Source organism: Massilia sp. MS-15 (assembly GCF_020176695.1).
Classification (GTDB): Bacteria; Pseudomonadota; Gammaproteobacteria; order Burkholderiales; family Burkholderiaceae_D; genus Telluria; species Telluria hydrophila.
The window spans coordinates 68,660-91,961 of sequence record NZ_JAIWIA010000007.1 but is presented as its reverse complement, the minus strand read 5'-3'; the positions used below and the strand labels follow the sequence as shown (position 1 = coordinate 91,961).

18 protein-coding genes and 3 tRNA genes are annotated in these 23,302 nt (G+C 68.2%); 12 read left to right on the top strand and 9 right to left on the bottom strand.

Going from position 1 to position 23,302, the window contains the following annotated elements:
* Positions 1–72: 72 nt before the first annotated feature.
* The 3 genes from LCI23_RS04130 (at position 73) to LCI23_RS04120 (ending at position 739) form a co-directional block, all read left to right on the top strand.
* Positions 73–149: transfer RNA gene (locus tag LCI23_RS04130), tRNA-Arg, on the top strand.
* 187 nt (positions 150–336) lie between these two features.
* Positions 337–413: transfer RNA gene (locus LCI23_RS04125), tRNA-Arg, on the top strand.
* A gap of 249 nt (positions 414–662) precedes the next feature.
* Positions 663–739 (top strand) — tRNA-Arg (locus LCI23_RS04120).
* Between the two features lie 672 nt (positions 740–1,411).
* On the opposite strand, the gene LCI23_RS04115 is transcribed toward LCI23_RS04120, so the two are convergent.
* From LCI23_RS04115 to LCI23_RS04105, 3 genes are read right to left on the bottom strand one after another with little or no spacing between them, the layout of a single operon-like run.
* The gene (locus tag LCI23_RS04115; protein WP_224944520.1) at positions 1,412–3,307 is read right to left on the bottom strand and encodes an ATP-binding protein; all 1,896 of its coding nucleotides are present in this window, start codon (positions 3,305–3,307) and stop codon (positions 1,412–1,414) included.
* Positions 3,304–3,930, bottom strand: coding sequence for a YfiR family protein (locus LCI23_RS04110; protein ID WP_224944517.1), 627 nt, complete (start codon positions 3,928–3,930; stop codon positions 3,304–3,306). Before LCI23_RS04110 ends, LCI23_RS04115 begins: the two co-directional genes overlap by 4 nt.
* 15 nt (positions 3,931–3,945) lie before the next feature.
* Positions 3,946–5,898: a TonB-dependent siderophore receptor gene (locus LCI23_RS04105; protein ID WP_224944514.1), complete on the bottom strand. Its 1,953-nt coding sequence runs from the start codon at positions 5,896–5,898 to the stop codon at positions 3,946–3,948.
* Positions 5,899–6,291: 393 nt separating this feature from the next.
* Here LCI23_RS04105 and LCI23_RS04100 point away from each other — a divergent pair, with 393 nt between their 5' ends.
* From LCI23_RS04100 to LCI23_RS04090, 3 genes are all read left to right on the top strand, one after another.
* Entirely contained in the window at positions 6,292–7,146 is an 855-nt protein-coding gene (locus LCI23_RS04100; RefSeq protein ID WP_224944513.1) for a response regulator, read from the top strand.
* 195 nt (positions 7,147–7,341) lie between these two features.
* Complete coding sequence (locus LCI23_RS04095; RefSeq protein ID WP_224944510.1) at positions 7,342–10,407, top strand: ATP-binding protein; 3,066 nt, start codon at positions 7,342–7,344, stop codon at positions 10,405–10,407.
* Positions 10,408–10,535: 128 nt separating this feature from the next.
* On the top strand, positions 10,536–11,531 hold the full coding sequence (locus LCI23_RS04090) for a diguanylate cyclase domain-containing protein (protein WP_224944507.1): 996 nt from the start codon (positions 10,536–10,538) through the stop codon (positions 11,529–11,531).
* A gap of 138 nt (positions 11,532–11,669) precedes the next feature.
* Here LCI23_RS04090 and LCI23_RS04085 read toward each other — a convergent pair whose 3' ends face one another.
* Positions 11,670–12,119, bottom strand: coding sequence for a hypothetical protein (locus LCI23_RS04085; protein WP_224944491.1), 450 nt, complete (start codon positions 12,117–12,119; stop codon positions 11,670–11,672).
* Between the two features lie 250 nt (positions 12,120–12,369).
* Here LCI23_RS04085 and LCI23_RS04080 point away from each other — a divergent pair, with 250 nt between their 5' ends.
* Positions 12,370–14,016: a response regulator gene (locus LCI23_RS04080; protein ID WP_224944488.1), complete on the top strand. Its 1,647-nt coding sequence runs from the start codon at positions 12,370–12,372 to the stop codon at positions 14,014–14,016.
* A 30-nt stretch (positions 14,017–14,046) separates the two neighbouring features.
* Here LCI23_RS04080 and LCI23_RS04075 read toward each other — a convergent pair whose 3' ends face one another.
* Positions 14,047–14,502 (bottom strand): hemerythrin domain-containing protein, encoded by a 456-nt coding sequence (locus tag LCI23_RS04075; RefSeq protein ID WP_224944486.1) that lies wholly within the window; start codon positions 14,500–14,502, stop codon positions 14,047–14,049.
* A gap of 198 nt (positions 14,503–14,700) precedes the next feature.
* On the opposite strand from LCI23_RS04075, the gene LCI23_RS04070 reads away from it, so the two are divergent.
* The gene (locus LCI23_RS04070) at positions 14,701–15,432 is read left to right on the top strand and encodes a sensor histidine kinase (protein ID WP_224944483.1); all 732 of its coding nucleotides are present in this window, start codon (positions 14,701–14,703) and stop codon (positions 15,430–15,432) included.
* 161 nt (positions 15,433–15,593) lie between these two features.
* Here the strand turns inward: LCI23_RS04070 and LCI23_RS04065 are convergent, their stop codons facing one another.
* Positions 15,594–16,907 (bottom strand): NAD(P)/FAD-dependent oxidoreductase, encoded by a 1,314-nt coding sequence (locus LCI23_RS04065; protein ID WP_224944481.1) that lies wholly within the window; start codon positions 16,905–16,907, stop codon positions 15,594–15,596.
* Positions 16,908–17,075: 168 nt separating this feature from the next.
* On the opposite strand from LCI23_RS04065, the gene LCI23_RS04060 reads away from it, so the two are divergent.
* A complete protein-coding gene (locus LCI23_RS04060) occupies positions 17,076–18,059 on the top strand; it encodes an aldo/keto reductase (RefSeq protein WP_224944479.1) in 984 nt (327 codons plus the stop codon).
* Between the two features lie 101 nt (positions 18,060–18,160).
* Here LCI23_RS04060 and LCI23_RS04055 read toward each other — a convergent pair whose 3' ends face one another.
* The 3 genes from LCI23_RS04055 to LCI23_RS04045 form a co-directional block, all read right to left on the bottom strand.
* A complete protein-coding gene (locus tag LCI23_RS04055) occupies positions 18,161–18,652 on the bottom strand; it encodes a hypothetical protein (RefSeq protein WP_224944477.1) in 492 nt (163 codons plus the stop codon).
* A gap of 103 nt (positions 18,653–18,755) precedes the next feature.
* Complete coding sequence (locus LCI23_RS04050; protein ID WP_224944474.1) at positions 18,756–19,526, bottom strand: LytTR family DNA-binding domain-containing protein; 771 nt, start codon at positions 19,524–19,526, stop codon at positions 18,756–18,758.
* Positions 19,519–20,802, bottom strand: a complete 1,284-nt coding sequence (locus LCI23_RS04045) for a sensor histidine kinase (RefSeq protein WP_224944471.1) — start codon at positions 20,800–20,802, stop codon at positions 19,519–19,521. Before LCI23_RS04045 ends, LCI23_RS04050 begins: the two co-directional genes overlap by 8 nt.
* A gap of 226 nt (positions 20,803–21,028) precedes the next feature.
* Here LCI23_RS04045 and LCI23_RS04040 point away from each other — a divergent pair, with 226 nt between their 5' ends.
* The 3 genes from LCI23_RS04040 (at position 21,029) to LCI23_RS04035 (ending at position 23,246) form a co-directional block, all read left to right on the top strand.
* Complete coding sequence (locus LCI23_RS04040; RefSeq protein WP_224944461.1) at positions 21,029–21,715, top strand: hypothetical protein; 687 nt, start codon at positions 21,029–21,031, stop codon at positions 21,713–21,715.
* Between the two features lie 72 nt (positions 21,716–21,787).
* On the top strand, positions 21,788–21,916 hold the full coding sequence (locus LCI23_RS20570; RefSeq protein WP_268824697.1) for a hypothetical protein: 129 nt from the start codon (positions 21,788–21,790) through the stop codon (positions 21,914–21,916).
* Positions 21,917–21,998: 82 nt separating this feature from the next.
* Positions 21,999–23,246, top strand: coding sequence for a DEAD/DEAH box helicase (locus LCI23_RS04035; RefSeq protein ID WP_224944460.1), 1,248 nt, complete (start codon positions 21,999–22,001; stop codon positions 23,244–23,246).
* The last annotated feature ends 56 nt before the right edge of the window (positions 23,247–23,302 follow it).

Sequence of the window (23,302 nt, the reverse complement as noted above, 5' to 3'; positions counted from 1 at the left end):
AGAGCTGATTGGCGTACGGAAAAAAATGGCACTTCCGCAAACAACAAGCCGCTGCTATAATGCGTGCATCGGGCGGCTGTAGCTCAGCTGGATAGAGTACTTGGCTACGAACCAAGGGGTCGTGGGTTCGATTCCTGCCAGCCGCGCCAGAATGTGAGGGACCAGATTGAACAATCTGGTCCCTTTTTTCGTTGTGCCGTGGCTCCTCCGCCTGGACATGCCCGGTCCGGCACCCTGGGCCGCCGCGCCCGCCCAGCCAGATGGCGGCCGGCGCCGTGCACGGTGCCAATGAGGCTTTGCCAATGCGGGATACCGCTGCTATAATGCGTGCATCGGGCGGCTGTAGCTCAGCTGGATAGAGTACTTGGCTACGAACCAAGGGGTCGTGGGTTCGATTCCTGCCAGCCGCGCCAGAATATGAGGGACCAGATTGAAAAATCTGGTCCCTTTTTTCGTTTACCCATCCTTCGTCTGCCCGCCTGCCCCGCTCGCCTTTGCCGGTACATGCAGCGCCGACAGCGAAAGCAGGCTTCGCGCCCCAGCGCGGCATGCCGTTCGCTGCGGCGGCGAGAGGCCGTTTGCCTGCCACGGACATGTCCACTATCAATATCCACACAAAGATTTTGCCATTTCCCGAGGTGCTGCTATAATGCGTGCCTCGGGCGGCTGTAGCTCAGCTGGATAGAGTACTTGGCTACGAACCAAGGGGTCGTGGGTTCGATTCCTGCCAGCCGCGCCACTTCTTCAAAATGGCTCAGAAGCGATTCTGGGCCATTTTTCTTTTGGAATGCGATGCTGCTGCGCATCCACGGCGCACGCTGCTGGGCAGGCACCTGCTACGGCTGCGCTCCAGATCGGTCTGGGCCGCCCCCAATCGGTTGCAGCGTCCTCCAGGCACGCAATGGCAGACCTGCCGGCCTTTCAGCTCATGGTCCCGTACAGGCAATCTTCGGGATAGCGACGCGTTGGACAAGCCGGTCTGGCGTCGAGAATACATTGGCACGTTCCATGCATGCCGCGGGCAAAGGAAGTTGCCTGCTCCTGGAACAGGTTCTTGAAGGCGCTGGCCGCATTGGGTCGCAGATGAACCCTTCGGACTGCAATGCCGCCACCACTGCGTCCAGGGGCATGTCCGGCCTCGCCAGCCCATGGAGATATGCCGCGAAGCGTTCATCGTCGGGACTGTAGCAGCCGGCCAGGCAGGCCATGCCAAGGAGCACAAGACATGATTTCATCATCGTTCTTTCGAACAGGTACAGCCGCCAGAATACACCCCCCGCTCCTGGCCGATGGCGGGTAGCCAGGAGCGACCGGCACTCCCGCACGCTGCGGCCGTGGCAACCGGGTCAGCCTTGCCAGACCTTCCCGGGCATGCTGGCATCGTACGGCTGTCCTCGCTCCTGCCTGCGCCTCAGGTGCGCAGCTTCTTGATGATGCTACGGTTGCCCAGGATTTCCTCGATCTGCTCGAAGCGCACCGGCTTGACCATGTGGTGGTCGAAGCCGGCCTCGAAGGCCAGCTGGCGGTCCTTCTCCTGTCCCCATCCGGTCACGGCGATCAGCACCGTGATCGCGCCGCAGGGCAGCTTGCGGATGCCGCGCGCCAGGTCGTAGCCCGACATGTGCGGCAGGCCGATGTCGAGGAAGGCATAGTCCGGGCAGAAGCGCGCCGCGGCGGCCAGCGCATCCGGCCCGTCGTGGGTGATCACCACGCTGTGGCCCATGGCCGTGAGCAGCGCGCCGATGCTGTTGACGAAATCGACGTTGTCGTCCGCCAGCAGGATGCGGTAGCTCTCGGTGCTGATGAAGGCGGCCGGGGTCGGCTTGGCGATCGGCTCCGGATCGACCACGATCGGCAGACGCACCACGAAGCGGCTGCCCTGGCCCAGGCCGTCGGAGTGGGCCTCGATGGTGCCGCCGTGCAGTTCCACCAGCTTGCGCGCCAGCGACAGGCCGACGCCCAGCCCCGCATTGCTGCGCTCGAGCGTCGAATCGACCTGCACGAACATCTCGAACACGGAGTCCAGCATGTCGGGGACGATGCCGATGCCCGTATCGGCCACCTCCAGCACCAGGGTGCGGTCCTCGACCGCGCCCCTGAGGGTCACGCGCCCGCCGCGGTTGGTGTACTTGGCCGCATTGTTCAGCAGGTTGGACAGCACCTGGGCCAGGCGGGTGGCGTCGCCATGCAGGAACACCGGGCGGTCCGGCAGGTCGAGCACCAGCTCGTGCCCATGCAGTTCGATATACGAGCGCACCACCTCCAGCGCGTCGTTCACCACCGCCTTCAGTTCGACGCGTCCCATCTTGATGGTGAACTTGCCGGTGTTGATGCGCGAGACGTCCAGCAGGTCGTCGACCAGGCGTACCATCTGGCGCAACTGGCGCTCCATGATGTCGGTGGCGCGCTGGGTGGCCTGGGCGTCGCCGCTGCGGATGCGCAGGATGTCCAGGCCGGTGCGGATCGGCGCCAGCGGATTGCGCAGTTCGTGCGCCAGGGTGGCGAGGAATTCGTCCTTCCGGCGGTCGGCCACGATCAGGGCCTGCTCGGCGCGCTCGCGCACCGTCATCTCGCGTTCCAGCGTGCGGTTGGCCGCCTGCAGGGCGTCCGAGCGGCGCCCGATCTCGGCCAGCATGTCATTGAAGGCCTCGACCAACACCCCGATCTCGCCCTTTTCCTTGCCCGGCACGCGCAGCGTGAAATCGCGCTGCAGCATCACCTGGCGCGCCACGTCGGTCACGGCCTGCAGCGGCCGCGTGATCGAGGCCTGCAGGCGCGAGGCCAGCAGCGCCGCGATCAGGAGCGCGCCCAGCATCACCCCGCCCAGGCTGGCGCCGTAGCTGAGCACCCGGTCCAGCAGCCCGTAGCGCGAGCGCAGGTAGACCGTGCCGAGCGGCTCGCCGTTCTCGACGATCGGGCGGAATACCACCAGCTCGCCCCGTTCGATGCGGTAGCCCGCCGCTTCCGGCCGTGCCGGGAAGGCGGCCTTGCCGCCTTCCCGCGCATAGGTGGCGAAGCGCTGCCCGCTGTTGGTATAGATGGCGCCGGCCATGACCTGCGGGCGCAGCCGCAGCACCGCCAGGTTGCGGGTCGCGGCGGCGCTGTCGTTGAACGACACCGCCGGCGCGGCGACGTCGGCGATGATGTCGGCCTGGGCGGTCAGATCGTCGACCCAGACCTTCTGGAAGGTGCGCAGGTCGACCACCAGCATGGCGGCGGCGGCCGACAGCAGGGCCACGATGGTGGTCGTCACCGCCATCAGGATCAGCTTGCTGCGTACCGAGCCGGTATCGTGCATGGCCATCATGCACCTCCCTTCTGTACGCGGTTCGCCACCGTCAGCAGGCGCGAGCTGAGTTTCACGTTCTTCTTCTCGGCGGCGTCGAGCGAAACGTCGAAGCGCACCCGTTCGTCGACGATGCGGAAATTGATGATGCTGCCGTGGCGCAGGCCGCCGTCACATTCGGTCACGGTCAGCATGGCCGCCGCCGCCGCGCGCAGCACGCGCCCGGCCCGTTCGGTATCGGTGCCGGCCACGAACAGCAGGTGCACCGGCGGCACCGCGTCCTGCTCGCGCATGCTGCGCACCAGGATCGGGCGCCCGCCCACCGTGCGGCCGCTGGCGATGCGCGCCAGCTCAGTCGCCATTTCCTCCGAACCGACCACCGCGATCGACAGCGGCGCGGCGGGATCGGCAAACGCCTGGGCCGGGAACTCGGCATAGCCAAGGAACTTATAGAGGAACGCGGCCTTGACCCGGCGCTCGAGCGCCAGGCTGTCGCCGCCCGCCGGCAGGGCCGGCGGCGCGGCGCGCCCGGACGGCGCGGGCAGCGCCAGGCCGGTGGCCAGCACCAGGGCAAGCGGCAGCGGCAGCGTCAAGGCCCGACGGGCCAGGCGGCGCCGCATGCGGTCGGGATGGGTGGTCTTCATGCTTGTCATTGGCCTTCAAAAACGCAGCGTTACGCTGGCGAACACACTGCGTTCAGCCAGTTGGCGCATGTCCGCCGCCCCGAACTCGGGGTGGCGGGCATGCAGCAGGTTATGGCCGCTCACGGCCAGTTCGAGCCCGGGGCGCGCCTGCCACGCGATCCGGGTGTCCAGTTCATGATAGCCCGGCAGCGCCGGCTGCGGCAGGCGCGCGACACGGCGCAGCATCAGGTCCGCCGCCAGTCCGGCGGCCAGCTCGTGCGACGAGCGCAACTGCCAGTAGCTGCGCGGGTCGTTCGGCGCCAGCCCCAGTCGCGCCGAGGCGTCGGTGCTGGACGGCGCGACGCCGGTGGCGATGTCCTGCCACACCGCGCCCGCGAACAGGCGCCAGCCGCGCATCGGCTGCCAGCTGCCCCACAGCTCCAGGCCGCGCGCCCGGCCGTGGCCGAGGTTGCGGAACACCGCGCCGCCCGGCTGGGGTTCGAGCGTGCGCAGGCGCGCATAGTCGCTATAGAACAGCGTCGCCGCATACGACAGCGCGCCCCTTGGCTGGGCGCGGTAGCCCAGTTCCAGCACCCGGGCCGTCTCGGATGCCATGTCGGGCCCGCCCGCCACCAGGTAGCGCGCGCTGCCCGGCGTGGCCGGCGCGGCCGCATCGGCCACATCGGCCAGGCGCAGGTCGCGGTCGAAGCGCGCCGGAGCCCGTACCGTGCGCGAGGCGGCCGCCCATAGCATGGCGCCGGGCGCATGGTCCCAGGCCAGGCGCAGGTTCGGCAGGGTTTCCATGCCGGTGTAGTCATTGTGCTCCAGGCGCAATCCGGCTGTCGCGCGCAGCGCGGGCGTCAGCGCGACTTCGTCCTGGACGAACAGGTTGGCCCAGCGCAGACGACGCCCGGTCGGCACGAACTGCAGCACCGGACCGTCCTCGAAATGGTCGCGCGCATGGCGGTAGCCACCGCCCCAGGTCAGCGCATGCCGTCCCAACTGCGTGGCGAGCTGCGCTTCCAGGTCGGCCATGTCGAGCCCGTGCCGGCCGACTCCGCGCTGCGTGCGCCGCTCCTCGTCGACCCAGGCTTGCAGGCGCAGTGCGGTGTCGCCCGCCAGCCGGGTATCGAAGCGTGCGACCAGGTTGGCGCCGGAAAACGCGGTGCGCGGTTCACGGTTCTGGCGCAGCGCGCCGGCATGCATGTCGCCGCTCACCTGCAGGGCCTGGCCCGCTCCTTCCCAGTCGAGACGGAAGCCGGCCTGGCGCCGCCCTACCCCGCCGCCGCGACCGCCCATGCCCTCGAACGGCGCGGCGCTCGCTTCGTCGCGCTTGCCGTATACACGCACATGGGCGCCGTTGGCCAGGCGCTTTCCATGGCGCACGGCCCCCCCCGCGTAGCGCGGGCCGCCATGCGCCACGACCAGGCTGCCCTGGGTCGCGGCGGCGCTACGCGTGATGATGTTGATGACGCCGTTGACGGCGTTCGTGCCCCAGATGGTGCCGCCCGGTCCACCAATCACCTCGATACGCTCGACGTCGGCCAGCACCACGTCCAGGGCTTCCCAGAAGACGCCGGAAAACAGCGGCGAGTAGACGCTGCGGCCATCGACCAGCACCAGCAGCTTGTTGGCCAGTTGCGAGGAGAAGCCGCGCGCGCTGACCGCGTATTCCTGGGTGCTGGCCAGCGCCACCTGCAGGTTCGGGGCCAGGCGCAGGACCTCGGGCAGGGTGGCGGCCCCGGAACGGGCGATGTCGGCGGCGCTGATGACGTAGACGGAAGCGGGCGCGCTGGACAGCCGTCCCGGCTGGCGCGCGATGGAGGTGACGACGATGTCGGAAAGCTGTTCGAGCGTGTAGTCCTGCAGCGTCAGGGCGGAACCAACCTCGTCCGCAGCCTGGCCAGCCGCATGCCCGCCGCGCGCGTGCAGCATGGTCAGTGCCGCAACAACGCAGGCGAGCTGGAAGAATCTTGACATAGTTGCCATGGTAGAACATTTTCTCGCGCATACCAAGAGCGCACGATTGCGCACGGCATGATGTCGTTCCCGTAGCACGACAGTGTGGAGCATTCCGGCGGCTCATCATCAATAAAATTGATAACGGTTATTGACAATATAAATTGGACTGATTTGCGGCAGTGCAGCATACTGCATCCGTCTCCTCTATTCTCCTCCAAGGAAATAGATTCAGCCCGCTTCCCGCAAGCGGGCTTTTTTTTGGACGCCACTGAGGAACGTCGCCGGGTACCCGGGACCATTCCCCTGCTCCTGCCATCGACTTCCGGTCACCGCCGGCCGGCGCGCACGGATCATGACGCCAGCACTACCCCATTTGGTGTAGGATGACCGCCATATTTTCATTCCTATAACATACGATCCATGCCTGAATTCGACCTGGCCAGTGCCCACTCGCCACGCTCCGTTAGCTCTTATGACTGGACCGGCACCGGCCTTGCTGAACCGGGACGCTGGCCTGTCCCGCTGCGCGTGGCAGCCGACCTGCTGCTGAATACGCCGCTTCCCGGCCTGCTGGTCTGGGGCCGCGAGACGGTCCTGGTCTTCAACGAGGCCTACGCGGCGCTGGCTGGCCCGGGCTGCGGCCGGGTGCCTGGCGGCTCGGTGCCGTCGGTACTGCCGCCGCCCCTGTCGAGTGCCGGGGCAGTCCTGCAGCAGACCTGGTCCGGCGAGCCCGGCGTGATGCCGGGCGTGGAGCTGTCCTTCCGCCGCGCCGAAGGCCCGCTCGCGCACCGCTGCGACCTGCGCCTGACGCCGGTCGCCGACGGCGCCGGCGGGATCGGCGGCGTGTTCGTGCTGCTGGCGCCGCCGGCGGCCATCCCGGCGCCGCCCGCCGCCGAGACGGACGACGCCAGCCTGCGCATCCTGGTGGTCGAGGACAATCTCGATTCGCAATACCTGGTCTGCGAGATGCTCAAGGCCTTCGGCCACGAGGCCGATGGCGTCGGCCATCCGGACGAAGCCCTGGCCCTGCTGGAACAGCGGCGCTACCAGGTGCTGTTCTCGGACGTCAGCCTGCCCGGCATGTCCGGGGTCGACCTGGCGCGCCAGGCGCTCGGCAGCCATCCCGGCCTGAAGGTGATCTTCGCCTCGGGCTACGGCGACACGCTGCTGCGCCACCTCGACTTCCCTTACCTGTCGCTGCAGAAACCCTACGAGCTGGACCAGCTCCAGGACGCGCTGGCGAAGGTGGCGCGCCAGCCGGCGCCGGCGCGCTGAGGCGGGCGCGCGCGTGGCGCCCGCTTCCGGCTGGGCTACAATAGACCGCACAGGCCGGGCGCATGCACGCGCCTCCCGGCGCCCTACCATGCCAGCGATGATGATTCCGACTGAACCGATCGGCAGCCCTGCATGCCCGTCCCGGCACGGGAAGGTCGGCCTCCGCCCTGCCGCCGCGCCGTCGTGGAGAGGCGCGTGAACGACGAGCACGACCTCGATACGGCGCGCCCGGAGGCGCCGCGCGACGCGCAGGGCGCACTGGCCGCGCGCCAGCGTGCCGAAGCGGAGCTGGTGGGCCCCGAGGAAGCCCTGCGGCGCGCTACCGAGCGCATGGAAAACATGCTCGAGAGCCTGTCAGACGGTTTCTGCGCAGTGGACCACGACTGGCGCATCATCTATATCAACGGGCGCGCGCTGGCCATGATCGCGCCGCTCGACAAGAGCCGCGACGGCCTGGTCGGCAAGAACCTGTGGGACGAGTTCGAGGACCTGCACGGCACGTCGGTGGCGGCCGACTGCCTGCGCGCGATGGAGCGGCGCGAAACCGTGGTGCGCGATTTCTATTACGTGCGCCTGCAGTGCTGGCTCGAGATGCGCCTGCATCCCTCGCCCGACGGCCTGACCCTGTATTTCCAGGACATCACCCAGCGCAAGCTGGACCAGCAGGCGCTGGTCGAGAACAACAACCGCCTGCAGGTGGCGCTGGCCGCCGGCCGCCTGGGCGACTGGCGCTGGGACGCGGGGCGCGACCGGGTGCTGCTGGGGGCGCGCGCCGCCGCCATCCTCGGCCTGCCGGCCGACACCCCGCTGCCCTGGCCCCAGCTGCGCGCGCGCCTGCATCCCGAGCACCGGATCCAGGTGCGGCGCGCCGTGCTCAAGGCCTTCAAGACGCATGCCGACCTGAACATCGAATGCCGCGTCATGCCGCACGAAGGCGGCACCGGACACGCGGCGCGCTGGGTGGCGCTGGTCGGGCGTCCCGACTATGCCGACCGCAAGGGACAGGAAGCGCTGCTCGGGATCACCGGCGTGGTGCAGGACATCAGCGGACGCAAGAGCGCCGAGGACACGCTGCGCCAGAGCGAGGAACTGCTGCGCGCCCTGGCCAATACCATCCCGCAGCTGGCCTGGATGGCCGGCACCGACGGCGCCATCGTCTGGTTCAACGACCGCTGGTACGCGTATACCGGGCGCAGCCCACGCCAGAGCGTCGGTTGGCGCTGGCAAGACGTGATCGAGCCGGACACCCTGCCAGCCGTGATGGCGCACTGGCGCGCCACGATTGGCAATGGCATCCCGTTCGAGATGGAATTCCCGCTGCGCGGCGCGGACGGCAGCTACCGCTGGTTCCTGACCCGGGTCAGCCCGGTGCGCGATGCCGAGGGCCGGGTGCTGCGCTGGTTCGGCACGAATACCGACGTCGACCAGGTCAAGCGCGCCGAGCAGGCGTTGCGCGAGGAATCGCACGTGCTGGAGCTGCTCAACAGCACCGGCAGCATCCTGGCCTCGACCCGCGAGCTGCCTGCCCTGCTGCGCGCCGCCACCGAGGCCGCGGTCAGGGTCAGCGGCGCGCGCACCGGCGCCTTCCTCCATTACGGTAGCGAGGACGCCGCGCCGGACAGCCCGGCCTGGGCGACCCTGTTCTGGCTGCGCGCCGTGGGCGCGAGTACTGCCAGCGCTTGCGACGGCGTGGACGAGGCGCGCGCAGCCGCGCTGTTCGGGCCCGACCTGCGCGCCGGCGCCCTGGTGCGGGTGGACGACATCGGGACCGACCCGCGCCACCAGGGCAGCATTCCCGGGTTCTGCCTGCTGCAGGACGGCAGCGGCGGCGCGGCCAGCGCTGCCGTGCTGCGCAGCTACATGGCGGTGCCGGTCGCGGCGCGCTCGGGAGAATTGCTCGGCACCATGTTCTTCGGCCATCCGGAGCCCGGCATGTTTACCGAGCGCAGCGAGCGCATCGTGCGCGGCATCGCGGCCCAGGCCGCGATCGCGGTGGACAATACCCGCCTGTACGAGGCCGCCCGCCGCGCCGCCGAGGAACGCACCCTGCTGCTCGAGAACGAGCGCGAGGCGCGCGCCGAGGCCGAGCGCAGCAGCCAGATGAAGGACGAGTTCCTGTCCACCCTGTCGCACGAGCTGCGCACCCCGCTGTCGGCCATCCTCGGCTGGTCGCAGGTGCTGCGCCGCGGCAGCCGCGACGGCGCCGACCTGCAGCGCGGCCTGCAGACCATCGAGCGCAACGCGCGCGCCCAGGCCCAGCTGATCGAAGACCTGCTCGACATGAGCCGCATCACATCCGGCAAGGTCTTGCTCGACATGCAGGTGATCGCGCCCGCCGTCTTCATCGACGCCGCCGTCGAGACCGTGCGCCCGGCCCTGGACGCCAAGCACATCAGCCTGGTCCGGCATGACGCCGCCCCCGGCGCGCTGGTGGCGGGCGATGCGGGCCGCCTGCAGCAGGTCATCTGGAACCTGCTGTCGAACGCGATCAAGTTCACCCCGCGCGAAGGCACGGTGGCGGTCGAGGTGGCCGAACGCGAGGACAATGTGGCGATCGTGGTGCGCGACAATGGTGCCGGCATCCGGCCCGAGTTCCTGACCCACGTGTTCGAACGCTTCCGCCAGGAAGATGCCTCGATGACGCGCCGCCATGGCGGCCTCGGGCTGGGTCTGTCGATCGTGAAGCACCTGGTCGAGCAGCATGGCGGCACGGTACGCGCCGACAGCGCCGGCGAAGGCCTGGGCGCCAGCTTCACCATCGAACTGCCGCGCGCAACGGCGCCGGCGACGGCGCGCGGCGGCTCCCTGCCCCCGCCCGCACCGGCGCCGGCGCCGGCCACCCCGGAACCGGCCCCGCGCGACCTCGCCGGACGCACCGTGCTGGTGGTCGACGATGCGCGCGACGGACGCGAGCTGATTGCGCGTATCCTGACGGATTGCCACGCCAGGGTGCGGGTCGCGGCCAGCGCGCGCGAGGCCTTCGATGCCTTGCGCGCCGACCGGCCGGACGTCCTGATCAGCGACCTCGGCATGCCGGAAGTGGACGGATTCGAGCTGATCGCCTGGGTACGTGCGCTGCCGCGCGAGCTCGGCGGCCAGGTGCCGGCCATCGCACTGACCGCGTTCGCCCGTCCGGAAGACCGCCTGAAGGCATTGGAAGCCGGATTTTCGACCCATATTTCGAAGCCGGTCGAACCGGGAGAACTGATTGCGGCAGTAGCGTCGGTAGCGTCTCCGCCGGCCCGCGGACATGGTCCTTGATGATCCTACCGCGACACGCGGCGCTGTCCTACAAGAAATTTTGTGAGCTTTGTTACACTATGAAGAGATGGGATGTGCCTATTCCAAAAGGAAATGGACACGTTCCAAACAGCGTAGACGAGACGAGCATGCCGAGCAGACAAGACATTTTGAACGCGAAGATCCTGGTGGTGGACGACTCGCCCGACAATATCGAGCTGATGGAAGAGATATTGCGCGAGGAGGGCTACACCTGCGTCAGTTCGACGATGCTGCCGGAACAGGTCTGCCCGCTGCACCGTGAACACAACTACGACCTGATCCTGCTCGACCTGCAGATGCCTGGCCTGAACGGCTTCCAGGTCATGAAAGGCCTGAAGGAAATCGAACAGGGCGGCTACCTGCCGGTGCTGGCGTTGACGGCCCAGCCGAGCTTCAAGATCGCGGCGCTGGAAGCGGGTGCGCGCGACTTCATCAGCAAGCCCTTCGACCTGCTGGAAGTGCACAAGCGCATCCACAACATGCTGGAAGTGCGCCTGCTGTACAAGGAACTGGCCCAGTATTCGCGTGCCCAGCAGGAGCTGGCGCTGCACGACGCCCTCACCGGCCTGCCCAACCGGCGCCTGCTGGAAGACCGCATCGAGACCGCCCTGCAGCACGCCAACCGCAGCCACGCCAAGGCCGCCATCATGTACCTCGACCTGGACGGCTTCAAGGCGATCAATGACACCTACGGCCACGCTTACGGCGACGAGATCCTCAAGATGGTGGCGCAGCGCCTGCTGGCCAGCTCGCGCAAGGAAGACACCGTGGCGCGCCTGGGCGGCGACGAGTTCATGGTGGTGCTGGGCGACATCCACAGCCTGGCCGACGCCCAGGGTCCGGCCGCCAAGCTGGTGGAAGCGATCTCGGAACCCTATTTCATCAAGGACCTCACCCTGCGCCTGTCGACCTCGATCGGGATCAGCATCTATCCGGACGACGCCGAATCGGTCGACGCCCTGATCAGCATCGCCGACTACGCGCTGTACGAAGCCAAGCGCGCCGGCAAGAACCGTTTCTGTTCGCCGGCCGCCAACCGGCCGCCGGCCGCCAAGGGCGCCGCCCCCACGTCCAACACGGCCGAAACCGCCGCTCACCGCTGAATCCGCCAGCACGGCCTGCCGCCCTTGCCCGCGGCCGGCGGACGGGCCACGCCGTCTTTCCTCATTTCCCTTGTACCACGTAAAAAGGCCACCGGCAGCCTGCGCCCCGGTGGCCTTTTGCTGGACGGCGCGCGCCGGTCAGCGGTTGCCGCCCTCCTGCTTCTGCAGGTAGCGGGTGTCGATTTCCGCGGTGCGCAGCATTTCCTCGCTGTGCGCCTCGATCGCCTGGGCATGCTGGTGGTCGCGGCTGGCATCGACCCTGTCCGGGGCGACTTCGATGCGCGTGATGCTGGACTGGACCGAGACCGGGTCGCTGGCCGGGAAGGTCATCTCGACGGCGTCGTCGAGCAGTCCTTCCTCCGCCTGCTCCTTGCTCGAAGCGCACTCGCAGCTGGACAGCGCCTTGATCGCCATGGCGTAGTTCACCGCCCGCATGTTGGCGAGATCGGCGATGGTATGTACGCCGGCGGCGGCGAAGGCACTGGTCTGGGTGTCGGTGACATCACGCAGCGCGCTCAGGGGCGCATTCACCAGCTCGGTGAGCGATTTGCCGTGGTAATCCTGGTTTACGATAGTGTCGATATTCATTGCGTGTCCTTTCATATGGCAGCCTCGTCTTCCATCGATACGGTTGAACTGACGCTTCCACTATCGCACAGCCCTTTTGTCGCGTATGTGCGGCACCGTACGTCGTGGCCGCGCACGATTGGGTTTTGCCCATTAGCATTTTATTCAGCGTGCTATGATCCGCTGTTACTACACAAGGTGCTCATGCAAACGGTCGACGTGAGAACCCGACCTGACTGAACGACGTAGCGACCCTCGGACTGACATTACCGTGGCCCACACCGACAAACCAAAAATCCTGGTCGTCAACGACGATGCCGCCAGCCTGCTGGCACTCACCAGCCTGCTCGACCAGTGGGCCGAGGAAAGCAACTATACGGTGCATCCGGCCCGTTCCGGCCAGGACGCCTTGCGCCAGGTGCTGCTGCACGATTTCGCCGTGATCCTGCTGGACGTCAACATGCCTGGCATGGACGGATTCGAGACGGCCGAGGCGATCCACCAGCGCGCCCGTTCGGCCGACATTCCGATCATCTTCGTGACCGCCTTCCTCGCCGACGAGATCGACCGCCTGAAGGCCTACCAGCGCGGCGCCGCCGATTTCCTGTTCACCCCCGTGATCCCGCAGATCCTGCGCGCCAAGGTCTCGGTGTTCGTGGCACTGGCCATGAAGAACGAGCAGCTCAAGCGCCAGGCCGAGAAGCTGTCCCAGCGTACCACCGAACTGACCGCCACCAACCGGCGCCTGGTGCGCGAGATGGAAGAGCGGCGCGACGCCGAGCGCAAGAGCCACGCCAAGGACGAATTCCTGGCCATGCTGGGGCACGAACTGCGCAATCCGCTGTCGGCGATCAGCAGCGCGTCGGCGCTGATCGGCCTGCCCGGCGCCAGCAGCGACACGGTCGGGCGCGCACGCCAGATCATCCAGCGCCAGAGCCAGCACCTGTCGCGCATCGTGGACGACCTGCTCGACCTGTCGCGCGCCATGTCGGGCAAGATCCTGCTTGCGCGCAAACCCGTGGACATGGCGGGCCTGGTCTCGGGCTGCCTGGAAACCTTCCGCGCCACCGGCCGCAGCGCCGGCTACCACGTCAGCGTCGACCTGGCGCCGGGCTGGGTCGATGGCGACCCGACACGCCTGGAACAGGTCGTGTCGAACCTGATCGACAATGCCCTGAAATACACGACCAGCGGCGGCAGCATCGACATCCAGCTGGCCGAGGCCGGCGCGGAAGTGGTGCTGACCGTGCGCGACAGCGGGGTCGGCATTCCGGCCGAACTGCTGCCCCAGGTGTTCGACGTGTTCGTCCAGGGTGCGATCTCGATCGACCGCTCCCAGGGCGGGCTCGGGATCGGCCTGTCGCTGGTGCGGCGCATGGTGGAACTGCATGGCGGTAGCGTCAGTGCCCACAGCGATGGCTGCGGCAAGGGCAGCACCTTCTCCGTCCGCCTGCCGCGCACCGAGGCCGAGCCCGCCGCGCCGGCCCAGCAGTCCCATGGCGACAACAGCGGCAAGCCGGCGGTGCTGCTGATCGAGGATAACGAGGATGGCCGCGAGATGATGGCGGCGATGCTGGCCGCGCACGGCTATCCGGTGGACCAGGCGGCCGACGGCCTGCAGGGTGTCGCCGCGGCCCAGGCACGGCTGCCGGCGCTGGCGCTGGTGGACATCGGCCTGCCCGGCATCGATGGCTACGAAGTGGCGCGCCGCCTGCGCGGCGACCCGGCCACCAGCGCGATCCGCCTGATCGCGCTGACCGGCTACGGCCTGGCGGAAGACCAGCGCCGGGTACTGGAAGCCGGTTTCGACCAGCACCTGGTGAAGCCGGTCAGCATCGAGCAGCTGCTGGCGGCGCTGGCGGGAGCACCGGCGCCGGCGCCGCTGCGCGCCGGGGTGCGGGCGGCCAGCGCGGCCTGAGGCCCGGCCCGGACCCGCGGGCCGGAAGCGTTACTGGAGCTCGGCCGCGCGTGCGGCCATCTGTTCGCCCAGGGCCTGCAGGTCCAGCTTGAGTTCCTTCATCTTCGGGAACATCTCTTTCTCTTCTTCCTCGACGTGGTGGTCGACCTGCTCGCCCAGCACCTTGACCTTGGCGTCGTACAGGTCGTCGCCCGGGTCCATTTCCTGGATCTGGGCGATCAGTTCCTTGGCCGAGGCATGCTCGACCACGGCCTCGTCGACCATGTCTTCGGTTTCCTTCGTGGCCTCGCGCACGGCCGGGTACAGGATCTCTTCCTCGATGGTGGTATGCATGACCAGCGCCTGGCAGATCTCGTCGGCCAGCTTTTTCTTGCTCACCTTGGCGCGGTCGGTCATGTTCTCGAATTTCTCGAACATGGCGTGGACTTCGCGGTGCTGCGCGGTCAACAGCGTAATTGCATCCTGCGGTTTGGTAGTGCTTGTCATGGTGGTCCCCCGTGGTGAATTGAAGCGGCATGCGCCCAGTGCAAGAGCATGTGCCAGGCTCCAGCTTCGCCCGAAACTGCTGGGCAGACTGTTCGGGAACGCACGCTGACCCGGCCTGCCTGTCTGTACAATCGCCAGGCTTGCGCCGCCGCCGTCCCAACTGTTGTATGATTTGGGAAACATTTAACTGAGCCTACGATGACCGAACCGGCCCATCTGCAGCCTGCCCCGGCCTCTGGATCGTCCAGCGCGTCTGGCGTGGACCGCACCGCTGAACTCACCGACATGCTGGGATACCTCGCGTCGTGCTGGGACGAGGAACGCCGCCTGCTCGCGCGCCGCCTGCACGACAGCCTCGGCTCCTCGATGACGGCGCTGAGCATGCACCTGGCACTGCTGAGCCAGCACATTCCGGCCGAGAACGGTCCGATGCGCGAGCGCAGCGCGCAGATGAAGTCGCTGTTGGCCAATATCATCGATACCAACCGCAAGATGCAGCTCGAGCTGTGGAACGACAAGCTCGAGTTCCTCGGCCTGAAGGCGGCCCTGGCCGAACTGGTGACCGAATTCGGCGCCGCCCACGGCCTGAAGGCGCGCGCCAGCCTGCCCGACGAGGATGGCGACTACACCCGCACCCAGGGCGTGGTGCTGCTGCGCTGCGCCGAGGAGGGCCTGCGCAACGCCGTCGCCCATGCTGGTGCGACCGCGGCCGAGGTGGTGCTGGACGACGATGGCGAGCAGGTGATGCTGACCGTGCGCGACAACGGCGCCGGACTGGCGCACGGACGCGTGCTGGAATCGGGCGGCTGGCACGGCCTGCGCCTGCTGCGCGAGCGGGCCCGCTTCCTGGGCGGCTCGCTCGAACTGCGCCGCGCGGAAGATGGCGGCGCACTGCTGTGCATGACCCTGCCGAAGACGCCCCCCAGGTAAAGGCCGGGCGCCACCCGGTGCACGCCTTGCGATAGGCCGTAGGGTGGGAGGCTCCACCCATCAGTGGGCGCGGCCGGCGGCCCGGCTGCCGCCCACGCGTTCAACGCCCTGTGAACCGCCGGCGCGGCGATTCCACCGCCGCGTGGACGCCGCCCCCTTCCTCAATGCAGCTTCACGAGCGGCGTGGCGCGCCTCACCAGGAAGCGCGCCAGCGCCAGCACCCCGGTACGCATGGTGCCCAGCACCGCGCGGTGGTGCATCAGGTGCAGGCTGGTGTACATCAGGCGCGCCATCGTACCCTGCACGAACCAGCTGGCACCGCGCAGGGAGCCCATCAGGCTGCCCACGCTGGTGCTGCGCCCGACCGATACCAGCGAGCCATAGTCGCGGTATTCGTAGGGCCGCTCCTGGGCCGGCTGGCCCTTGGCGCGGCGCAGGAAGCTCGTCACCAGGTAGTCGGCCTGCTGGTGCGCGGCCTGGGCACGCGGCGGCACCGCGTTGCCGCTGCCGTCCACGCAGGCGGCGCAGTCGCCCAGCGCATAGATGTCGTCCGCGCCTTTCACCCGCAGGTGGGCGTCGACTTCCACCTGCCCGCCTTTCGCGGTCGGCAGGCCGAGCGTGGCCAGCAGCTCCGGGGCCTTGATCCCGGCCGCCCACACGCACAGCGTGGCCGGATAGACCTTGCCGTCCTTGTCAATCACCTTGTCCCTGTCGATCTGCGTCACCCGGCAATTGGTGACGACCTGGATGCCGCGCTTGGCCAGCAGGTCGGCGGCCGCGGCCGACACCTTTTCCGGCAAGGGCGCCAGCACCCGCGGCGCGCCTTCCAGGATCGTGATGCGCACGTCGCGCTTGACGTCGAGCTGGTCGAAGCCATAGGTGACGTAGGCGCGCGAAGCTTCGCGCAGTTCGGCCGCCAGTTCGACCCCGGTGGCGCCGCCGCCGATGATCACCACATCCAGGCCGCCGCCCTGCCCCGGCTCGGGGTGTTCCTCGTGTTCCTGCTCGGCCGCCAGCATCAGGCGCAGCATGCGCAGGCGAAAGCGCTCGGCGTCCTCGGTGGCGTTCAGGGAGATGGTATTCTCCTGCGCTCCCGGCACACCGAAGTAGTTGGAGGTGCTGCCCACCGCCAGCACCAGGGCGCCGTAGCCGACGCGGCGCTCGGGCAGCACCTCGTCGTTGCCGGTGGCGGCAACGACCGCCCCCACGGTGATGCTTTTCGCAGCGGCATCGAGCGCCGTCATCGGCCCGAACACGAAGTTGAAGCCATTGTCGTGCGCCAGCATCTGGTAGGACAGGCCTTCCTGGTGGATGTCCAGGGTGCCTGCCGCCACTTCGTGCAGCGAAGGCTTCCAGATGTGGTAAAGCCGGCTGTCGACCAGCGTCACCTTCGAGGGGCCCAGCTTGCGGCCCAGTTTGCAGGCCAGTTCCAGGCCACCCGCACCGCCACCCACGATCACGAATTCGCTACGCAAAGCACGCTCCTCTCATGGCGCCCGTCCGGCAATGCCAGCACATGGGCGATGTGGCAATCTTACTACGTTGGCGCGAAGCGCGCGGGCGCGGCCCTGGCGCGCACCGGTGTAGCATGGGAGGGCGGCGCCGGGCGGTGCCCGGCTTCGCACACGACGCGAAAGGACCACATGAACCAGCGCTACCGACCGATCACGCGCCTGGGCCTGGGCGGCACCGGGCTGGGCGACATGTACCATGCCACCGGCGACGAAGCGGCCCGCGGCACGGTCGATGCGGCGTGGGACGCCGGCATCCGCTACTTCGACACCGCACCCCACTACGGCACCGGCCTGTCCGAGCACCGCTTCGGCCAGGCCCTGCGCAGCCGGCCGCGCCAGCGGTACACGCTGTCAACCAAGGTCGGGCGGGTCCTGGTGCCGGATCCGGGCGGCGAGCTTGCGCCGCCCTTCGTGTCGTCGCTGCCGTTCCGGCGCGTGGTCGATTTCACGGCCGCCGGCGCGCGCCGCTCGGTCGAGGACAGCCTGCAGCGCCTGGCGCTGGGCAGCATCGACATCGTCTATGTGCACGACCTGTCGGTGGACGCCTTTGGCGACCGCTTCGAGCACTACTACCGGATCGCCGCTGGCCCCGGAGGCGCCTTCGGCGAACTGGTGCGGATGCGCGAGGAAGGCCTGCTCAAGGCCTGGGGCCTGGGCGTGAACACGGTCGAGCCCTGCCTGCGCGCGCTGCGCGAGGCCGATCCCGACATCTTCCTGCTGGCCGGGCGCTACACGCTGATGGAAACAAGCCCGCTGGACGAACTGTTCCCGCTGTGCCGCGCGCGCGGCGCGTCGGTCGTGCTGGGCGGCCCCTACAACTCGGGCTTCCTGGCCGGCGGCGCGCATTACGACTACCAGCCGGCCAAACCCGAACACCACGCGCGGCGCGAGCGACTGCGCCAGGTGGCGGCGCACCATGGCGTCGACCTGGCCGCGGCGGCACTGCAGTTCGGCCCCGCCCATCCGGTGGTGTCGGCGACCATCCCCGGCGCCAGCAGCGCGCAGCACCTGAAGCGCAATGCGGACGTGATGGCGCTGCGGATTCCTGCCGCGTTCTGGCAGGAGCTCGCACACGAAGGCCTGCTGCCGCCTGATGCGCCCTTGCCGCAATAGCTTGCGTGGAAATCCGCGCCTTCTAACGGTGAATGACTGCTTGAGCGCTGCAGCCGTGCACAATTCCGAACGCTCACGACGCCGGGCGCGCCGGGGCGAAATCAGTCGTGGCCGCGCCCGTGGCCCCTGCCGTGGCCATGCCCGCGGTCGTGGTCGCGGTCGTGGCCACGCCCATGCCCCCGGTCGTGGTGGCGCTCAGGCCCACGGCCATGGCCATGGCCGCGATCGTCGTGGCGCGCACGGTAGTGCACTTCGCGGTAGCGCGGCGCGTACACATCCTGGTACCAGCGGTCCTGCACGAACAGTACCGGCTGGCCGCAGGCGCCGTACTTGCGGCAGTGCTTGCGCCAGTTCTTGCGGTGGCCGGGCGGTACGCGCAGGTAGATCGGCTCGGCGCGCACGTGGCGGCGGTAGTGACGCTCGACGATGATTGGCTGGGCCACATAGACCGGCGGCGGACCATAGTAGGCGCGTTCGCCAAGGTCGATGCGGCCGTAGAAGCCGGGCTGGCCGACGGTGATGCTGACATTGGTCTGGGCCAGGGCCGGGAAGGATGCAGCCGCCAGAGCGGCGCAGAGGATCAGGGCTTTCATGGGTGTTCTCCCGCTGGTTGATGACCGAACTTTATCATCGGAAATTGCCAGATTCGGTGAACCACCCCACACTCTTACACTCTGTGCACCCTTTCACATCTCGTTACATGTTGCGGAACAAGGCCATGAAGGGCTGGCTCACGCTCAAGGTCTCGGGACGGTTCTTCAGGCGCAGGCTGCCGCGCCCGCTCTCGTCGCGCGTCACCCCTGCCACCGCGCGCACGTTGACGATGGTCGAGCGGTGCACCTGCTTGAACATGCCCGGGTCGAGCACGTCGAGCAGGTCGCGGATTGGCTTGCGCAGCAGCGCCTCGCCGTCGGCGGTCATGACCACCGTGTATTTGCTGTCGGCCTGGAAGTAGGCGACGTCGTCCACCAGGATCAGGCGTGTCTCCTGGCCGCGGCTGGCCGTCAGCCAGACCAGCGGCGGCGCCTTCGGCTGGGGCGGCGTCACCGTCGCCAGCTGCTGCAGCAGCGCCTGCAGCAGCTGCAGGTCCTGTCCGCCGCGCGCCAGGCGTTCGCGAACCCTTCCCACGGTGCCGGCCAGGCGCTCGCGCGCCACGGGTTTGAGCAGGTAGTCCACGGCGCCGCGCTCGAAGGCGTCGATCGCGTACTGGTCGTAGGCCGTGACGAACACCACTTCGGTGCGGATGCCCGCCTCCACCAGGCTGGACGCCACCTCGAGCCCGGACAGGCCCGGCATGCGGATGTCCAGGAACACGACTTCCGGCCGGTGCGCGGCGATCGCTTCCAGCGCGCTGCCGCCATCCTCGCAGGCGGCGACGATCTCGAGCTCCGGCCATACCTGCCCGAGCAGCTGCACCAGCGCTTCGCGCAGCAGGGCTTCGTCTTCGGCGATGACGCACTTAAGCATGATGCACTCCCGCGCCGACGCCGACGCCCTGGACCTTGGCACCGGCCACGATCGGTACCGTGATGGTGGCCGCCACCCCGCTCGGGAAATTGGCCACGATCGAGAACGAGGCCGCGCTGCCATAGGCGAGGCGCAGGCGCTCGCGCACGTTGCGCAGGCCGACCCCGGTGCCGCCGCCTTCGGCGGTGAAGCCGCGGCCGTCGTCGGCCACCGTCACCGCGACCGCACTGTCGACCTGGCGCGCCAGGATCCACACGGTGCCGCCGCCCGGCTTCGGCTCCAGGCCGTGCTTGATGGCGTTCTCGACCAGGGTCTGCAACATCATGGTCGGGAACAGTACCCCGCGGAGCAGGTCCGGCACATCGACCTGCAGCTGCAGGCGCGGGCCCATGCGAATCTTGAGGATGTCGAGGTAGGCGCGGGCCCGTTCCAGCTCTTCGCCGAGAGTCGAGGGCGCGTCCTCGGTGCGCGGCAGCGAGTGGCGCAGGTACTGGATCAGGTTGCCCAGCATCTCGTCGGCGCGCGCCGGGTCGCTGCGGGTCAGGACTTGCGCACTGGCCAGGGTGTTGTACAGGAAGTGCGGCTCGACCTGGGCGTGCAGCAGGTTCAGCTTGGCCACCGTGAGTTCCTTCTCGGTGGCGGTCTGGCGAACGCCGGCGGCCTCGGCCCGGCGGCGCTCGGCCACGCGGCGGGTGATGGCGCGCACGATCGCTTCCGCGTTCTCCAGGTTGGTGCCGTGGTCGACCAGGAACAAATCGGTCCAGACCGCGCCTTCCGGCTCGCACAGCAGGGTCACGCTGCCGGCGTCGTCGCCGTTCGGGGTGACGGTGGCCAGGATCTGGTTGCGGCGCGAACCGAAATGGTCGAGCGCCCAGGCGGCCACCGGACTGTCGCCGCGCGGTTCGCCGCCGTAGGGATCGACCCGCCTGAGCTTGGCGCGCACCTGCAGGCTGTCGCGCGCGCTCTCGGCCACCACCGCGCCGGGCAGTTCGCGGATCGCGGCCTCGATCAGGTCGAAGGCTTCGCCTGCCTCGAACGGGATCTCGATCTGGCGCCGCTGGCGGTTCGACAGCGCGCTGGCGTTGACCGTGCCGGCCACCAGGCGCACCCGGCGGATGTGGGTGAAGGCGACCGACAGCACCCAGGTGCCCAGCCCCAGCGCGACCAGGGCGTAGTAGCCGCCGATGTCGCGTCCACGCGGCTCGTAGATGGTCTCGTTGACGACAATGCAGAAGACCAGGTAGCAGGCCAGCCAGGCGGCCAGCAGGCGTGCCATGTGAAAAATGCTTGAAATCATGTTGTTCTCTCGGTTGTCAGGGCAGCGCCAGAATAGTCCCGGGTTCCGTTGCCGTGGCACATTATGCGACGGAGCGGGGATGCGGGCGACGAAACCGGCTACGGCCGGTATAAATATCCTGAATGGGGGCCCGACGGCAGTCGCTATTTCCCCAGCACTCCAGTTACAATGCTGAGCTATTTTGTTACTGAAAGGTTTTACGAGCATGGCACGCAAGCACAGCTTCTTCGCCCTCGCCCTGGTGGCGGGCATGGCGGCCCAGATCCCAGCCCAGGCCCAGGTCGGCGCCGCGGTGACCGCCGACCTCGGCACCACCGGCGCCGGCCTGCACCTGGTGGTGCCGATGGAAAGCACCCTGAACGGCCGCTTCGGCGCCAACTACCTGCAGCACGACTTCGACAAGCGCTCGGGCCAGGTCGACTACAAGCTGGACGGCAAGCTGGCGACCTTCGACGTGCTGTTCGACTGGTACGTAATGTCAGGCAGCAGTTTCCACCTGACGGGCGGCCTGGTCTACAACGGCACGAAGTTCAAGGCGACGGCGGTGCCCGGCCCGGATGGCAAGTTCAGCTTCAATGGCAACACCTACACGACCGCCAACCTGGGCGTGCTCAAGGGCGACGTCAGCTTCCGCCGCGCCGCGCCCTACCTCGGCATCGGCTGGGGCAATGCCCTGGCCCCGAACAGCCGCTGGAACTTCATCGCCGACATCGGCGCGATCTTCCAGGGCCGTCCCAAGGTCAACCTGATTCCGCTCGGCTGCACCACCTCGAACACCGTGTGCGGCAAGCTGGCTACCGACGTGGCGGCCGAGGAAGTGCGCCTGGCCGAAGACGTGTCGGACTTCAAGGTCTACCCGGTGCTGCGCGCCGCCATCTCCTACAGTTTCTGAGCTTCCGGGCGGCGCGCATATGTACATTCGCGCGAAGCGGCGTATCATGATGCTACTGTCCGAGGAGCCACCATGCCATCGCGCCGCTTCCTGCCCGCCACCCTTGTCCTTGCCTGCGTCCTGATGGGCGGCTGCAAGGACCAGCGTGAGCCGGTCAAGCCGATCGTCGACCTGTCGGCCGCCATCTCCCTCGCTTCGTGAGCACCGGGCCGGCGCGGCGGTTCGACGCTCGCGCTCCGGCAGGGTAAACTACGGCCTGTACATTTACTCGCCGCAGGTTCCCATGTCCTTTGCTTCCCTTGGATTGATCGACCCGATCGTCCAGACCCTCGCCACGCTCGACTACGCCACGCCCACCGCCGTCCAGCAGCAGGCGATTCCCGCCATCCTGTCCGGCAAGGATGTGATGGCCGCGGCCCAGACCGGCACCGGCAAGACGGCCGGCTTCGCCCTCCCCGTGCTGCAACGCCTGTTCAAGCGCGACAAGAAGGTCGGCAGCAACGCGGTCCGTGCCCTGGTCCTGGTGCCGACGCGCGAACTGGCGGAACAGGTGCACGAGAGCTTTCGCGCCTATGGTGCCGGGCTGGAGCTGCGCACGATGGTCGCCTATGGCGGCGTCAGCATCAACCCGCAAATGATGAACCTGCGCAAGGGCGTGGACGTGCTGGTCGCCACTCCCGGCCGCCTGCTCGACCTGCACCGCCAGAACGCGGTGAAGTTCAACGAAGTCATCAGCCTGGTGCTGGACGAGGCCGACCGCATGCTGGACCTTGGCTTTTCCAGGGAGCTCGACCAGGTGTTCGCCGCCCTGCCCAAGAAGCGCCAGACCCTGCTGTTCTCGGCCACCTTTTCCGACCAGATCCGCGCCATGGCCAACCGCCTGCTGCGCGAGCCGGTGCGGATCGAGGCGGCGCCGCGCAACAGCACGGTGTCCGCCATCCGCCAGTGGCTGGTGCCGGTGGACAAGAAGCGCAAGTCCGAGCTGTTCCTGCACCTTCTTGGCAAGCACGGCTGGACCCAGGTCCTGGCCTTCGCCCGCACCCGCAAGGGCGTGGACGAGCTGGTCGGCCTGCTGGACGCCCGGCGCATCGCGGCCGACGCGATCCATGGCGACAAGCCGCAACCGGCGCGCCTGCGCGCGCTGGAGCGTTTCAAGGCCGGCGAAGTGAAGGTGCTGGTGGCCACCGACGTGGCGGCGCGTGGCCTCGACATCGACGACCTGCCGGTGGTGGTGAACATCGACCTGCCGATCGTGGCCGAGGACTACGTGCACCGCACCGGCCGCACCGGCCGCGCGGGCGCCTCGGGCGAAGCGGTATCGCTGGTGGCGGCCGACGAAGTCGAATTCCTGGCCGCGATCGAGGCGCTGACCCGGCAGACCATCGAGCGGGTGGAAGAAGATGGCTTCGCGCCGGAACACCGCGTGCCTGCCACGGAAGCGGGCGGGAAGATCGTCAAGAAGCCGAAGAAGCCCAAGAAGCCGAAGGGAGAGGCGAAAGTGGTGCAGGAGGACGTGCGCTTCAGGCGCTAGCCATTTCTCGCAGGGTGGGCGGGTCTCCCGCCCACGCGGCCAGCCAGCCCTGGAAC